12 protein-coding genes are annotated in these 13,694 nt (G+C 54.9%); 6 read left to right on the forward strand and 6 right to left on the reverse strand.

Annotated elements, in window-relative coordinates; genetic code table 11:
- Position 1 precedes the first annotated feature (1 nt).
- On the reverse strand, positions 2 to 922 hold the full coding sequence (locus DL346_RS14125) for a helix-turn-helix domain-containing protein (protein WP_112882734.1): 921 nt from the start codon (positions 920 to 922) through the stop codon (positions 2 to 4).
- Positions 923 to 1,083: 161 nt separating this feature from the next.
- Between DL346_RS14125 and DL346_RS14130 the strand changes: the two genes are divergently transcribed.
- Positions 1,084 to 1,938, forward strand: a complete 855-nt coding sequence (locus tag DL346_RS14130; protein ID WP_112882735.1) for a phytanoyl-CoA dioxygenase family protein — start codon at positions 1,084 to 1,086, stop codon at positions 1,936 to 1,938.
- Positions 1,939 to 2,034: 96 nt separating this feature from the next.
- On the opposite strand, the gene DL346_RS14135 is transcribed toward DL346_RS14130, so the two are convergent.
- Positions 2,035 to 5,037, reverse strand: coding sequence for an efflux RND transporter permease subunit (locus DL346_RS14135; RefSeq protein ID WP_112883121.1), 3,003 nt, complete (start codon positions 5,035 to 5,037; stop codon positions 2,035 to 2,037).
- A 231-nt stretch (positions 5,038 to 5,268) separates the two neighbouring features.
- On the opposite strand from DL346_RS14135, the gene DL346_RS14140 reads away from it, so the two are divergent.
- The 3 genes from DL346_RS14140 to DL346_RS14150 all read left to right on the forward strand — a co-directional run bounded on the left by DL346_RS14140 (position 5,269) and on the right by DL346_RS14150 (position 7,781).
- Entirely contained in the window at positions 5,269 to 6,021 is a 753-nt protein-coding gene (locus DL346_RS14140) for an ABC transporter ATP-binding protein (protein WP_112882736.1), read from the forward strand.
- A complete protein-coding gene (locus DL346_RS14145) occupies positions 6,018 to 7,037 on the forward strand; it encodes an ABC transporter permease (RefSeq protein WP_112882737.1) in 1,020 nt (339 codons plus the stop codon). The genes DL346_RS14140 and DL346_RS14145 overlap by 4 nt, the downstream gene beginning before the upstream one ends.
- Positions 7,038 to 7,112: 75 nt before the next feature.
- Positions 7,113 to 7,781, forward strand: a complete 669-nt coding sequence (locus tag DL346_RS14150; RefSeq protein WP_112882738.1) for a TetR/AcrR family transcriptional regulator — start codon at positions 7,113 to 7,115, stop codon at positions 7,779 to 7,781.
- A gap of 70 nt (positions 7,782 to 7,851) precedes the next feature.
- Here the strand turns inward: DL346_RS14150 and DL346_RS14155 are convergent, their stop codons facing one another.
- Together DL346_RS14155 and DL346_RS14160 are read right to left on the reverse strand one after the other, a co-directional pair.
- Positions 7,852 to 9,054: an MFS transporter gene (locus DL346_RS14155; RefSeq protein WP_112882739.1), complete on the reverse strand. Its 1,203-nt coding sequence runs from the start codon at positions 9,052 to 9,054 to the stop codon at positions 7,852 to 7,854.
- 18 nt (positions 9,055 to 9,072) lie between these two features.
- Complete coding sequence (locus DL346_RS14160) at positions 9,073 to 10,335, reverse strand: MFS transporter (protein WP_112882740.1); 1,263 nt, start codon at positions 10,333 to 10,335, stop codon at positions 9,073 to 9,075.
- A 141-nt stretch (positions 10,336 to 10,476) separates the two neighbouring features.
- Here DL346_RS14160 and DL346_RS14165 point away from each other — a divergent pair, with 141 nt between their 5' ends.
- Together DL346_RS14165 and DL346_RS14170 are read left to right on the forward strand one after the other, a co-directional pair.
- A complete protein-coding gene (locus DL346_RS14165) occupies positions 10,477 to 11,943 on the forward strand; it encodes an aminotransferase class I/II-fold pyridoxal phosphate-dependent enzyme (protein WP_112883122.1) in 1,467 nt (488 codons plus the stop codon).
- Between the two features lie 154 nt (positions 11,944 to 12,097).
- Complete coding sequence (locus DL346_RS14170) at positions 12,098 to 12,517, forward strand: DUF1885 family protein (protein WP_112882741.1); 420 nt, start codon at positions 12,098 to 12,100, stop codon at positions 12,515 to 12,517.
- 73 nt (positions 12,518 to 12,590) lie between these two features.
- Here DL346_RS14170 and DL346_RS14175 read toward each other — a convergent pair whose 3' ends face one another.
- On the reverse strand, positions 12,591 to 12,890 hold the full coding sequence (locus DL346_RS14175) for a DUF1292 domain-containing protein (protein WP_112882742.1): 300 nt from the start codon (positions 12,888 to 12,890) through the stop codon (positions 12,591 to 12,593).
- Between the two features lie 110 nt (positions 12,891 to 13,000).
- The gene (locus tag DL346_RS14180) at positions 13,001 to 13,570 is read right to left on the reverse strand and encodes a stalk domain-containing protein (RefSeq protein WP_112882743.1); all 570 of its coding nucleotides are present in this window, start codon (positions 13,568 to 13,570) and stop codon (positions 13,001 to 13,003) included.
- Between the last annotated feature and the right edge of the window lie 124 nt (positions 13,571 to 13,694).

The raw sequence follows: 13,694 nt of genomic DNA on the forward strand, positions 1-13,694 counted from the left end.
GTCAGCCCCTTTCTCGATCCGGGCTCAGGCGGAATTGCTGCGGCGACTGCGCGGTCCATCGCTTGAACTGCCTGCTAAAGGCGCTTAGCGAGCTAAAGCCAAGCAGGATGCCGATCGCTTCGGCCGACATTCCCGTATGGAGCAGCAGCTCCTCTGCCTTGCTTTGCTTCATCAGCCCGAGATAGCGCTTCGGCGCGATGCCGTACACTTTACGGAATACTTCGTTGCAGTGGCTCCGGCTGATGAAGAGCTGCCTCGCGATGGCGCCGATTTCATCCGTAGTCGTGACAGCATCATGCAGCCGTTGTTGAATTCGATGCGCCAGCTCTACCTCCGAGGCTTTAAGCCGCTTGCGGCTAGCTTGCTGCCGCTCTCCTTCCTCTGCCGTCGCCCGTTCCAACGCATGCAGCACCAGCTGCTGTGCGATCAGCTGGATGCTCTGCTTCGCGAGCGCGCTAAAATGGTCAATGATGGCCGTCTTCACCGAATCGGCAGGCATCGACTTCCCAAGCTCAAACCCGCTTCTGCCCGCCTCGTGCTCAATCCTTCCAAGCAGCTCCGTAAACCACCCTTGCAGACGTTCATTCCGCTGCGATAGATGAACATAGTTCATGTTCTTCAACGCATGCGTAAGTTCGGCGTCTTCGATGCCGAAATGGATCGTAAAATAAACGAATCCCTCATTCGACTCGTTAATCGTACTGTGCCTAACCCCCGGACCGATCAGGAGCCAATCGCCGGCAGACATGACGACCGATTCGCCGTTTATCCACTCCGACAGCTGTCCGCTAAAACAATGCAATAGTTCGTAGCCATTATGCTCATGCAGCTGGTACGACCAACCGGACTCAGCTTCTCTAAAGTGGCAGTCCGCGACCGAAACCAAGCTATGAACGGAATGATAATGAAAGGGTACCGCCATCAGCAATTCGACCTCTCTTTTGATCAATTCGGAACGTCAAAAGCTCACTCTCCCTCTAATTCTAACGACAAATGGTCAAACTGCAACGTGCTAACGCTATATTCGCTCCCGACTGCCTAACGGTACAATGAAACTATTAAGCTTGAAGGAGAGAAGCTGCCATGTCTGTTCGCTTGTCTGAAGAAGAGCTTGCGTTCTATAAACGCCATCATTACGTCCTGCTTCGCAACGTCGTACCGAAGCGCGCGCTTGATCTGGCCGAAGCGATTATCGGCAAATGGGTTAATGAGCTCGTCGACGCGTGGTACGAGCAAGGGCTCATTACCGACAAGAAGCCTCAGCTCGATTTCCAGCACCGGCTCGTCCAGCTGTGGGACGATGCCGGAAGGCCGAAATACGGGCGCAGCCCGCGCCGCGACCTCGTCGGCGAGAACATGTTCGCCTTCTTGAAGGAGCCGGCCCTGCTGGATATTGCGCAGCAGCTGCTTGGGACGGAAGAGGTCTCCGTCCACGGCATCTTCAATGCGCGGCCGAAGCTCCCCGATCAGAAATGGACCGACACGCCGTGGCATCAGGACGCACAATATTACCGCGATGCCGAGAACTCACATGTCGTTTCCATCTGGATGCCGCTGCAACGCGTAACCGAGCATAACAGCTGCCTCCAGGTGGCGCCGGGCTTCTTCGATACTACGCTGCTTGACGGCGTAATCGACGAAGAAACCGACTTCCTTGGGCTGACACGGGAGGACGCGGCGAAGCTGATGCCGGTTTCCGTGGAAATGGAACCGGGCGATGCGCTCTGCTTCACGCAGCTGCTGCCCCATCGCGCGCTGCCCAACCGCTCCGACGCGGTCCGCTGGTCGATGGATATCCGATACGAAGCGACGGCAGCGGCGACCGCTAGCGGCAAGGCGCAAGGCTTTATTGCCCGAAGCCCGAAGAGACCGGAAACGGAGGCCACATATGAAGAATGGCTGTCGCAATGGACAGCCATTCCAACGGGAAGCTATTGATGGTTTCGCCCTGCTAATCCCTATCCTTTACGCCAAAAAGGCTGTCGCCTCTAGTAGAATGCTCTACTTGAGGGACAGCCTTTTCTTAGTGTTCCATTAAGCCGCAGCTCCGATTTTCGCAGCTTTGCGCTGACGCTTCGATTTGCGGAAGAAGAACAATTCGTAAATGCATGGAATGATCAGCAGCGTGAGCAGCGTCGCGGCAGCCAGACCGCCGATAACGACGATCGCCAAGCTTTGCGATACGATGCTTCCGCTTTCCGACGAACCGAATACGAGAGGCAGCATCGCCGAGATCGTAGCGATCGCCGTCATCAGAATCGGACGGGCACGCGTAGCGGCCGCTTCGATCAGCGCTTCGCGGATCGTCATGTGCTGCTCGTTTTGTTTCACGCGGTCGATCAACACGATCGCATTCGTGACTACGATACCGACCAGCATCAGTGCGCCGAAGACAGCCGTGAAGTCCGGCGAAATCCCCGTCACAAGCAAGCCGACCACCGCGCCGATTGCCGCCAATGGCAGCGAGCCAAGAATGGCTAGAGGCGCGCGCAATGTTTTGAATGTGACGACCATGATCAAATATACGATACCGATCGCAACCATCATAATGATGCCCAAATCCGCAAAGTCCTCCGATTGGTCCGCAGATGCGCCGCCAACCGTGAAGACTACGCCCTCAGGCGCCTTCAGCTCATTGACCTTCTTCGTAATCTCTTTGCCGACGATCGACAATTGGCTAGGCTCTACGTCAGCCGTTACGCGGACATACGGCTTGCCGTCTTTATGGTAGAACACGCTCGCCTGCTCGCTCTTCGTCAGCTTCGCCACGGAAGATACCGGTGCAGGGCCTTGAGCTGTCATGATCATCAGCTGATTCAGCTCATTTTCCGATTTCGGATCCGCCATCGGCTGGAGAATGACGTTCGTTTGACGGCCGTCAATCGTAACGGAGCCGAGCGGTATCGGATTCAGCATGCCTTGAAGCTGCCCCGCAACCTCTTGGCCGTTGGATTTCAACGGATCCAGCGTAAACGTATAAACAGGCTTCTTCTGTTCTTGGTTCGATTTTACTTTAATGACGTCTTTGACCGGTTTGATCGCTCCCATGACCTGATCTGCACCTTGGGCGATCGCATCGAGGTCGTCGCCAGTTACGTCAACCATGATTTGCGTGGAGCTGCCGCCGCCGGCGAAGTCCATCGCGCCTGCGTTCAAGTCGGCTCCCGGAAAGGACGGACGCTGACCTTTCACGTCTTCGATCAGTTTCTCGGCATCTGCGCCTTCTTTCATATCGATCAAGTAGCTGACGAGCGTCGGGGAGCTTACTTCGCCGTATTTCGCGCCGTCGGAGCTGTTGCCGTTTTGCATCAGTACCCAATCGATATCGTTGCGGTCATTCAGGAACTTCTCCAGCTTACGGCCTTCTTCAACGACTTTCTCCTTCGGCGTTTCGCTCGGATATTCGAGCGATACCGTTAGATTGGCTGCATTGGAGGAGTCGATCGCGCCTTTCGGCATCGACATGTATGCACCGACCGAACCGGCAAGAAGCAAGACGGCAATGAGAAGCGGCAGCCATTTGTGCTGCAGGTTCCATGCCAGAAATTTCGCAAAACGTTTGGAGCTTTCGTGTTCCTTCATCTTCGTGTTGCGCAGAAGAACCGCGCTAAGAACAGGCACGACCGTCAAAGCAACGAGCAGCGATGCCAGCAGCGAGTACGTAACCGTAAGCGCGAACGGCAGCAAGAAGGCTTGCAGCGAGCCGCGCAGCAGCCCCATAGGAAGGAATACGGCAACCGTTACGAGTGTCGAAGACGTGATGGCCGTTGCGACTTCTTTGGTGGCATCCATCACAAGCTGGATCGAGAAAGCTTCCTTCTGCAAACGGCGGTAAATGTTCTCGATAACGACGATACTATCGTCTACGAGACGGCCGACGGCAACCGCGACGCCGCCGAGCGTAATGATGTTAAGCGTCACGCCGGACAATTGGAGCAGATAGAGCGTAATGCCAAGCGAAAGCGGAATCGAGATGATCGTAACGAGCGTCGCTCTCACGTTGCGCATGAACAGCAGGATAACGACGGTTGCGAACAGAGCGCCCATCAGAACTTCGCGAAGCATCGAATTGACGGAATGCACGACTTGTTCGGACGTGCTCGAGAGCACTTTAATGTCGACGCCCTTCATTTCTTTGTTAAGACGGTCTACTTCTTCTTGCACGGCGTCGCCGACTTTGACCGCGTTGGCATCGGCCGTCTTGGAAATCGTAAGCATGAGCACGTTCTTGCCGTCCAGGCTGCTGATGCTTTCTTGCTCCGTTTGCGCTTTTACTTCCGCGACATCGCCAAGCGTAACGCCTTCAGCGACCGGAAGCTTGCGAAGCGTATCGATATCGTTGATCGATGCTTCGACGTTGATGTTGCCGGATGCGCCGTCGATCGTCTTTTCCCCGATCGAAGCAGCAACGCCGCGGCCCTGAAGCACGCCCATCAGCGACGCGAACGGTACGCCTTTAGCCGCAAGCTTCGCCGGATCCGGCACGACCGAGATGCTCGGGTTCGTTTTGCCGCCAAGCGTTACGTCGCCGGCGCCTTCCACTTTCTTAAATGCGTTGATCAGGTCTTTCTCTGCCTGCTCGCGGTCCGCCTCGCCGATGCCGTCCAGGTTTACCGAAACCCACGAAATCGGAATCATCGATGTGTTGAACTGCACGACATATGGCGTCATGACGCGCTCAGGAAGCTGAACCGACCGGACTGCGGCTTCAACCTCCGCCTTGGCTTCCTTCATATTCGTCTTGGAATCGAAAGCCAGGTCAATCTTCGAAAATCCGTTCCCGGAGGATGAGGTCATCAGGCTCTTGCCCTTCACGAACTGGACCGCTTCCTCCAGTTTGGCGGTTACGCCGGTTTCCATCGACTTGGCATCGTAGCCAGGTCCGATCGCGGCGATGGTCACCATTGGATTGTCGGCTTCAGGAAGGAATTCCATCGGCAGCCGATAGTAGCTGATAACCCCCATCACCAGCGCTAAAACCACCACAATTTTCATAGCGGCTTTATTGTTAAAAGCCCATTTGGTAATACTCTGCATTCCTCTCGTTTCTCCCTTCATTCTGGTTCTCCTCAGAACTCCTTGTTCAAGGATACATTTTTCCAATTCGCGTTGTAAACGTCTGTAGACCAGTCTTTTTCCCCGACCTAAGACGGAGGCGAACGTCAGACTTCGGACAAATAGTGAGTGATCACTCACTTTACAGGCTTCCGGTGCGGGAGTAAACTAAATGTGAGTAATCACTCATTTTCATGCGAGGATGTGACACGAATGTCTTCTTCTATCCATTCAGCTTCACCGAATCCGGTTATCGACGTCCGCTCCGTCACCCGCCGATTCGGCAGCAAGACCGTACTCGACGACATATCGCTGCAAGTGGAGCGCGGAGAGGTGTTTGGCCTGCTGGGTCCTTCCGGCTCCGGCAAAACAACGCTGATCAAGCTGATCACCGGCATCGATAAAGCGGACGGCGGCTCCGTGCACATGCTGGGCGAACAGATGCCGAAGCTGGCCATGCTGCAGCGCTTCGGCTACATGGCGCAGTCGGATGCGCTGTACAACGAGCTGACCGCCAAGCAAAACCTGACGTTCTTCGGCTCTCTGTTCGGCCTGAAGGGCTCGCAATTATCGAAGCGGATCGAGACGGCTATGTCGATCGTTAATTTGCAGGATGATTTGAACAAAACGGTTGCCGCGTATTCCGGCGGGATGAAACGGCGGCTGTCGCTTGCGCTTTCCCTGCTGCATGAACCGGAGCTGCTCATACTTGACGAGCCTACAGTCGGCATCGATCCCGTACTGCGGCAGTCGATCTGGCAGGAGCTTAGCGACATGCGCAGGCGAGGAACGACAATCGTGCTGACGACGCATGTGATGGACGAAGCGGACAAATGCGACCGGCTTGGCCTCATCCGGGACGGCAAGCTGACCGCCATCGGCACGCCGGAAGCCATTAAAGCGAGCAGCGGCAGCGCGACGCTCGAGGAAGCGTTCATCGTTTACGGGGGAGGTGTCCGGGCATGAGAATTCGAGCGTTAGCCATTCGGATCATCCGCCAGTTCGTGCGCGACAAGCGGACGCTGGCTCTGCTGTTCCTTGCGCCGCTGCTTATTCTTACATTAATGAAGCTTGTTTTTAACGGCAACACGGTCGAACCGCAAATCGGCGCCGTTCAGCTGCCTGCCGCCTTAGTCGAGCGGCTTGAAGCCGCGGATGCGGAGGTGACCTCCTATGACGACTTCCAATCGGCGGAGCAGGCGCTTAAGGACGGCGTGCTGGACGCGGTGCTTTCGTTGAACGGCGGCAAGCCGGCCATCGAGCTGGAGGGCAGTGACCCTTCCAATACCAAAATGGTGCTTCTCCTCCTGCAGCGCACCATGAGCGCCGGCCTGCCGGCCGTTGCTCCTGATATCACTTACCTGCACGGCAGCGAGGAAATGGCTTCCTTCGATAATTTCGGTCCTGTTCTCATCGGCTTCTTCTCTTTCTTCTTTGTCTTCATGCTTGCCGGCGTGTCCTTCCTCCGGGAACGCACCAGCGGGACGCTGGAGCGTCTGCTTGCCACGCCGATCCGGCGCTTCGAGGTCGTGCTCGGCTATTTGTCCGGCTTCGGATTGTTCACGCTGCTTCAAGCGGCCTTGATCGCGTGGTTTGCCATCGACATCCTCGGCCTTTATATGGACGGCTCGATCTGGCTCGTGCTCATGATGAACCTGCTGCTATCCTTGACCGCCTTGACGCTGGGTACGCTCTTGTCTTCTTTTGCAAGCAACGAATTTCAAATCATTCAATTCATTCCGCTCGTCGTCGTGCCGCAGGTCTTCTTCTCGGGCTTGTTCAATTTGGATGCCATGACGCCGTGGCTGCAGAAGCTGAGCACGATTATGCCGCTTTATTACGGCGCCGACGCTATGCGCGGCATTATGATCCGCGGCGAGGGCTGGAGCGACATTCAGCTTGACGTCTATGTGCTTATCGGATTCTCGGCTGTCTTCGCGCTCCTGAACGTGATTGCCCTGAAGAAGCACCGCGCCATTTAATCCGGCTTCCCTTCTGTGCTATGATCATGGTTATTGGGACGAACGCGGGTAGAGCATGAAGGAGTTGTCCGTAAGATGAGCGAAACGATGGAACAATGGGTGGAAGAGCTGCTGAAGGGCGAGGGCTCCGGCGAGAAAATGACGGAGAAGCAGACGAAGATTTTGCAATCGGCCATTGAAGTATTTGCCGAGAAGGGCTACGCCGGCTCCTCCACCAGCGAAATCGCGCAGCGGGCCGGCGTTGCGGAAGGCACGATTTTCCGGCATTACAAGACGAAGAAGGATCTTCTGCTCTCGATCGTTGCGCCCGCGATGACGAAGCTGATCGCGCCGTTCGTGCTGCGCGGCTTCAACAAGGTGCTCGACAGCGAGTATGAGAGCTATGAAGGCGTCATTCGGGCGATGATCGAGAACCGGATCGAGTTTATAGCCAAACACCGCAATCTATTGCGGATTTTGCTTCAAGAGATTCCGTTTCATCCGGAGCTGCAGGAGCATTTTCAGAGAGATGTGCTCGTGAAGGTGCTTGGTCGTCTGCAGAAATTAGTGACAGGATTTCAAGCGAAGGGCCAGATGGTCGATCTGCCGTCCATGACGGTCGTCCGTCTCACCATTTCGGCGATCATGGGCTACATTGCGGTGCGCAGCCTCTATGGGGAGCGCAAGGACGCCGTCTGGGACGATGTGCAAGAGCGCGAGGCGACAATTACGTTCATCATGCGAGGACTTGGCATCGCCAAATAACGTTGTCACAATAAAACAGCACCTGCATCAGCTGCGCCGCCCCGGCGCCTGATGCAGGTGCTGTTGTCGTTTATCGCTGCGAGACGGATTCGCTCCGTTCGACAGCCGCGCTGTCCAGCAAGCGGAACCGCAGCAGCAGCGTGAGCGCCGCAAGCGACAGCAAGCCGCCGGCGACATAAGGCAACGTCAAATCCACCGTGAAGAGGAACGCGCCGAACAAAGGACCTACAATTCGGCCTAAACTGTCCATCGACGAGCTTAGCCCTGACGCGACGCCTTGTCCGACCGATGTCTTCTGCGTAATCAGCGAGGTGACGCATGGCCGGATCAGCGCATTGCCGATGCCGAAGATGGCCAGATAGATCGTCGCCGACAGCAAGGAATGCGCGGTCACAAGCAGCAGGAAGCCCGCCGCCGAGATGATGAGTCCGACTGTTATATACATGGGCTCTTGTCCTTTGCGGATCCGTCTGCGGACGACTCCGCCTTGAATAAGCGCCCCGACCAAACCGCAGACGAGGAACATGACGCCAACCTGAAGCGGCGTCACATCGAACCGTCTCATGCCGAACAGCTGCAGCGTCGCCTCCAGTCCGGCAAGCGACAGCGATACGATTAGCGCCAATATATACAGGTATTTCACCGAACCGGTAAACGCGCTCCAGCGAGACGGTTTAACCCCGCCCGTCTCTTGGCGCATTTCCGGCGTGAGCGATTCCGGCAGCTTCGTTACCGCGATCAAAAACGTCACGAGCGAGAGCGCCGCGGCCGCGAAGAACGGCGTATTCTGGGAGACAAGGCTGAGCAATCCGCCGAAGCCCGGCCCGATCGTGAAGCCGAGGCCGATCGACATGCCGACGAGCCCCATCCCGCGCGTCCGCTGCTCCGGAGGCGTCACGTCCGCCACATAAGCGACCATAACGGACGTCACCGCGCCGGAGAACAATCCGCCGAGCAATCGCGAAGCGTACATGATCGGAAGACTGCCGTCCGCGATGCCAAACAGCAGGAAGCTGGCCGCAAAGCCAAGCACGCCGGTCAGAATGACGGGACGGCGGCCGATCCTGTCGGACAGCGCGCCCCACAGCGGCGAGAGCAGAAACGATACGGCCGAGTAGATCGACAGCATCATGCCGGTATGAAACTCTACCGCTCCGGCATCCGCCTTTTTAATAAGCTCCGGCAAAACCGGTATAATAATCCCAAACCCGATAAATGTCGTTATAAGCATAATCATTACTATGCCGAGTCGTTTGTCTTTGTAATTGGTCATGTTGTTCCCTCCATTCCATCATCGTACCACATCTGCTTTGTGTCTTGTTATGAACAAATGAAGAACAAACAAGAGCAGCAGAACGGCTCCGCTGACCAGAAAAGGAGAATGAGGGCCGAGCATATCCCACAGCTTGCCCGACATAATGCTGCCGAATACCATGCCGAGACCTTCGATCGTCAGAAAGAAACCCCACACGGCGCCGCGCTCCGATTTCGGAATCGCCTGCGCGATCAGCGCATTCCAAGCCGGAATGATGCAAGCATAGCCAAGACCGACGAACGCGACGATTAACAGGACAAGCGGAAGCGACCTCGTGTAGCCGAGAATCGACAGCGAGGCGGCGGCGGTGATAAAGCCAAAATGCAGAAACCATTTTGTCCCGAAGCGATCGACCCATTTGCCAACCGGAATTAAGCCAAGCACGGTCACCGCTCCCCCGGCAACTAGGTACATGCTATATTGCTGTGGCGTGAGATGAAGCACTGTACGCGCATATTGAGTCAGCACAGGTGTAAGCAGCCCTAGCGCGAAGTTCTGCGTGAACATCGCAGGGTACAGCAGCTTGCTTGCGTGCAAGGAGCTGCTCACCTTTGCAAAATAACGGCGAACCCGCTCCGGCAAAGACAGCTTCTCGCGGGCAAACTCCGATGTCGCTGCAACCGGAGCCTCGCGGTTCTCCAGTTCCATGGAACGCTTTCTCCCCGGCAGCAGGAACGCAATCACGATGACGACGATCATCATTCCGATCAAAATCCGGAAAGCAGGGGCATACGTATGCACGATAAAGAAATTGATGACGATCGGCCCGCAGCCTACGCCTGTCAACCACGCCATGTACACGACGCTCATGATCGTGCCGCTCGCCTCGTTTCCGGCTACGGTCGTAGCCCCGTTAATGACGCAGGGCCACAGCGGCGAAGTGCCTATGCCGAGAAGCAAACAGGCGATCACAATCCACTCCATCCCGTGCATGAATGCGACAATCAGCACCGACGCGGTCGTAAACAGGACGCCGAAAAGCATGACGTAACGATAGCCGATGCGGTCGATGACCCACCCGAGCGGGCTGCGAAACGCGTTATCGCCGATATATTGAAGCGCAAGCGCCCATCCGACCGCATACGCGGACAGATCGAGCACCTGCCTCATATAAACAGGAAGAATCGAGACGAGCAGAGCACCCTTCACGAATTCAACCAAGTACATAATAATGAGCAGCTGGACGACGAATGGCGACGACAATACTTTTTTTCCCGCCCAGCCCTTACTGATTCTCATGTTCGTTCCCCTTCCCGCTCATAAATCGGATTGGCTTTGTAGACTCTATTCTCAACAAAAATGTTGCTTGCAATCCCCCCTAGTTTTGCTATACTGGGCTTTGTTTGTTATCAATCCACACGAAAGGCTGGGATGAATGCTATGGATCATACCCGGACCCCGCTGTTTACCGCCCTATGCGAACATGCGGCCAACAACCCTGTACAGTTTCACATTCCCGGACATAAAAAAGGACTAGGCAGCGACTCTGAATTTCGCGAATTCATCGGCGACAATGCGTTGTCGATTGACCTCATAAATATTGCTCCGCTGGATGACCTGCACCAACCGACCGGCGTCATCGAAGAAGCCCAGAAACTGGCAGCAGATGCTTTCGGTGCTGATTATACCTTTTTTTCGGTACAAGGAACAAGCGGCGCCATCATGACCATGATTCTGACCGTCTGCAAGCCGGGAGATAAAATCATCGTGCCCCGTAACGTGCATAAATCGATTATGTCGGCCATTATTTTCGCCGGCGCACGCCCGGTCTTCATCTCGCCTGCCCGTGACTCCAATCTCGGGATCGATCACGGCATTACGACGCGCGCGGTGAAGCGCGCGCTCGATCGCCATCATGACGCGAAAGCCGTTCTCGTGATCAACCCGACCTATTACGGCATTTGCGCCGACTTGAAGGAAATCGTGGAGCTCGTGCACAGCTACGACATTCCGGTCCTTGTCGACGAAGCGCATGGCGTGCTCATTCATTTCCACGAGAAGCTGCCGATGTCGGCGATGCAAGCCGGCGCGGATATGGCTGCGACAAGCGTTCACAAGCTCGGCGGCTCCATGACGCAGAGCTCCGTGCTAAATGTGCGCAACGGGCGGATCAACCCGCAGCGCGTGCAAACGATTATCAGCATGCTAACGACGACGTCGACGTCGTACATCCTGCTCTCCTCGCTTGATACGTCTCGCCGCAACTTGGCGATTAACGGTCATGACATTGCGGAACGCGCCATCGAGCTTGCGCAACTCGCGCGTACGGAAATTAACAAGATGCCGGGCCTCTACTGCATCGGCGAAGAAATTCTCGGCGGCGAGGCGACTTATGATTACGATCCGACCAAGCTGGCCGTTCACGTCCGCCATCTGGGCATGACCGGCTACGAGGTGGAGAATTGGCTGCGCGAGCACTACAACATTGAAGTTGAGCTCAGCGATATGTATAACATTCTCGCGCTTGTAACGCCGGGCGACACGTCGGATTCCGTCGGAACGCTGCTCACGGCGCTTCGCGATCTGTCCGAGCAGCACCATGCGAATGAGTCGAATGAGCTTGTGGTGAAGATTCCTGAAATCCCGCACCTCTCCCTCACTCCGCGCGAAGCGTTCTACTCGGAAACCGAAGTGGTGCCGTTCAAGGAATCGGCCGGACGCATTATCGCCGAATTCATTTACGTCTACCCGCCGGGCATTCCGATTCTGCTTCCGGGCGAGGTCATCTCCCAGACGAATATCGATTATATCGTCGATCACGTCGAGGTCGGCCTGCCGGTGAAAGGTCCAGAAGATCGCAGCATTCAATTCGTAAAGGTTATCGTAGAGGAAGAAGCCATTTCATAGTTCTGCTAAAGCGTGCATGTTTCTCACTAGTCCCCGGTCTTATACGCCTCAGCGTGTATGCTTCGGGGACTTTTTGCGCAACTTCCAGCCTCTCATTTGGCTCTTATTGTCAATCCTTTTTCAGAATGCTATGATGTGGAAGGGGGTGGGCATAATGGGTCAAAGCGCTTACATTAAATTTGTGCAAGGTTCGGCAGTCGAACGTCTCAGCCTCGATGAGGTGAAGGAAAGGCTGGGCCGCTACCGGGAACAGACCTCGTTAACGGGCCGGCAGCTTGGATGGGACTACACGGAATCCGCATTTCCTTATACGGTTGAAACGAAGCCGGGGGAAGAGAATCGGTGGTTTTATTTGAAGGGCACCTCGCCGCAGTATAACTACATTTTATTTGGCGTCGGCTCGCAAGAGGTCGGCGATCAGTCCGTTTCGCATGTGCAGGTTGTGCTTCCGGATTCGGCCACGCATGGCGATAAATCCAAAGCCAACGAGCTTTGCAAATACTTTGCGAAGCACCTGAAGGCCGAATTGACGATGTTTAACGGCAGAACCATTTACTATAATCCTCGCAAGTAAACGACAAAAAAAACTCCGAGCCGCTAGGGCATCGGAGTTTTTCATTTGAAACGCAAAGGGCCGGTTCGGCACCCTAGCCTTCATTCTCGCTTCTTGCGATTTCTTCATAGATCTTCGTGACGCGTTCCCATTCAGCATCATCTTCGATACCTACCAGGAAAGCTTCGCCGTCTTCTTCCTCGATACGGAAAATAACGCCGTCAGCTTCCGGATCGTTGCGGTCGAGCAGTACGGAATACACTTGATCTTCAGATTCAAACGTAAATACCATGACCATTTCACGCTCAATGCCTTCTTCGTCAGTGACAAGGAATACGTGTTCTTCGTGATCATGATCGTGGTTGCAATTCTCATCATGCACGTGATCGCTCATTGGTTACCCTCATTTCCATTGATGATTCATTCCCTCGTATCGTATCATGGAACATCTCCATGGTCAAACGAAAGCGCTGCAACCGTTCGGGTTGCAGCGCCTCTCTATTGCTATGAGGTTTTGGCCGTGATCGTCTTCTCGGAAACCGGTTTCCACTCTTCGCTGCCGGCCATCTTCATGTAAAACTTGATCGTATATTTGCCCGCCGTATCGAACGTATAGGTCGTGTCGTCAGTCCGATACCAGAAATTATCTTTTTCGATCGTAACGTTCTTCGATTGAATCAAGGACTCATTGCCTTGAGGGTCCTCGATCGTTACCTTCACTGCGGAAATATCGGTCAGCAGATTATCGATTTGCGCAAATACTTTGAACGTGATCCGGTTGCCTTTCACGACATTGCCGAAAATCGTAGAGTCCTGGAACAAAAACATGTGCACGTTCGGCTTATACAGCGTAACCTTCTTCGTGTCTTCATCCCAGAGAACGATCGATTGCAGCGTATTCGCGATCTGGCGAACCGCTAAATACGTTTTGCCGTCAGTAAGCATGCCTGCGTCGTCCAGCTCATTCCCGTTCACGATGACCCGTACCCGTTGCGAGGCGGAATCCGCGAAGAGCATCGTGCCACCCCACAGCGACAACACTAACGTCAAAATGAAAAGCTTTCTGAACTTCATGGCAGCAAACCCTCCGTCCGTTTATCTGGATGTATGGTTATACTCACCAAGTCGTCCAAAGTTGCGCCAGTACAAAAAAATTTTTCCTTGCCAAAACTTGTCATAATATGCTGGAATCTGCGCT

The sequence above is a fragment of the Paenibacillus montanisoli genome (genome assembly GCF_003268025.1).
Classification (GTDB): Bacteria; Bacillota; Bacilli; order Paenibacillales; family Paenibacillaceae; genus Paenibacillus_Z; species Paenibacillus_Z montanisoli.

Coding starts and splice junctions, on each gene's coding strand:
- DL346_RS14170 (WP_112882741.1), top strand. CDS start 12,098: ATGGGTCAAAGCGCTTACATTAAATTTGTGCAAGGTTCGGCAGTCGAA.
- DL346_RS14180 (WP_112882743.1), bottom strand. CDS start 13,570: ATGAAGTTCAGAAAGCTTTTCATTTTGACGTTAGTGTTGTCGCTGTGG.
- DL346_RS14135 (WP_112883121.1), bottom strand. CDS start 5,037: ATGCAGAGTATTACCAAATGGGCTTTTAACAATAAAGCCGCTATGAAA.
- DL346_RS14155 (WP_112882739.1), bottom strand. CDS start 9,054: ATGACCAATTACAAAGACAAACGACTCGGCATAGTAATGATTATGCTT.
- DL346_RS14130 (WP_112882735.1), top strand. CDS start 1,084: ATGTCTGTTCGCTTGTCTGAAGAAGAGCTTGCGTTCTATAAACGCCAT.
- DL346_RS14165 (WP_112883122.1), top strand. CDS start 10,477: ATGGATCATACCCGGACCCCGCTGTTTACCGCCCTATGCGAACATGCG.
- DL346_RS14175 (WP_112882742.1), bottom strand. CDS start 12,890: ATGAGCGATCACGTGCATGATGAGAATTGCAACCACGATCATGATCAC.
- DL346_RS14160 (WP_112882740.1), bottom strand. CDS start 10,335: ATGAGAATCAGTAAGGGCTGGGCGGGAAAAAAAGTATTGTCGTCGCCA.
- DL346_RS14125 (WP_112882734.1), bottom strand. CDS start 922: ATGGCGGTACCCTTTCATTATCATTCCGTTCATAGCTTGGTTTCGGTC.
- DL346_RS14145 (WP_112882737.1), top strand. CDS start 6,018: ATGAGAATTCGAGCGTTAGCCATTCGGATCATCCGCCAGTTCGTGCGC.
- DL346_RS14150 (WP_112882738.1), top strand. CDS start 7,113: ATGAGCGAAACGATGGAACAATGGGTGGAAGAGCTGCTGAAGGGCGAG.
- DL346_RS14140 (WP_112882736.1), top strand. CDS start 5,269: ATGTCTTCTTCTATCCATTCAGCTTCACCGAATCCGGTTATCGACGTC.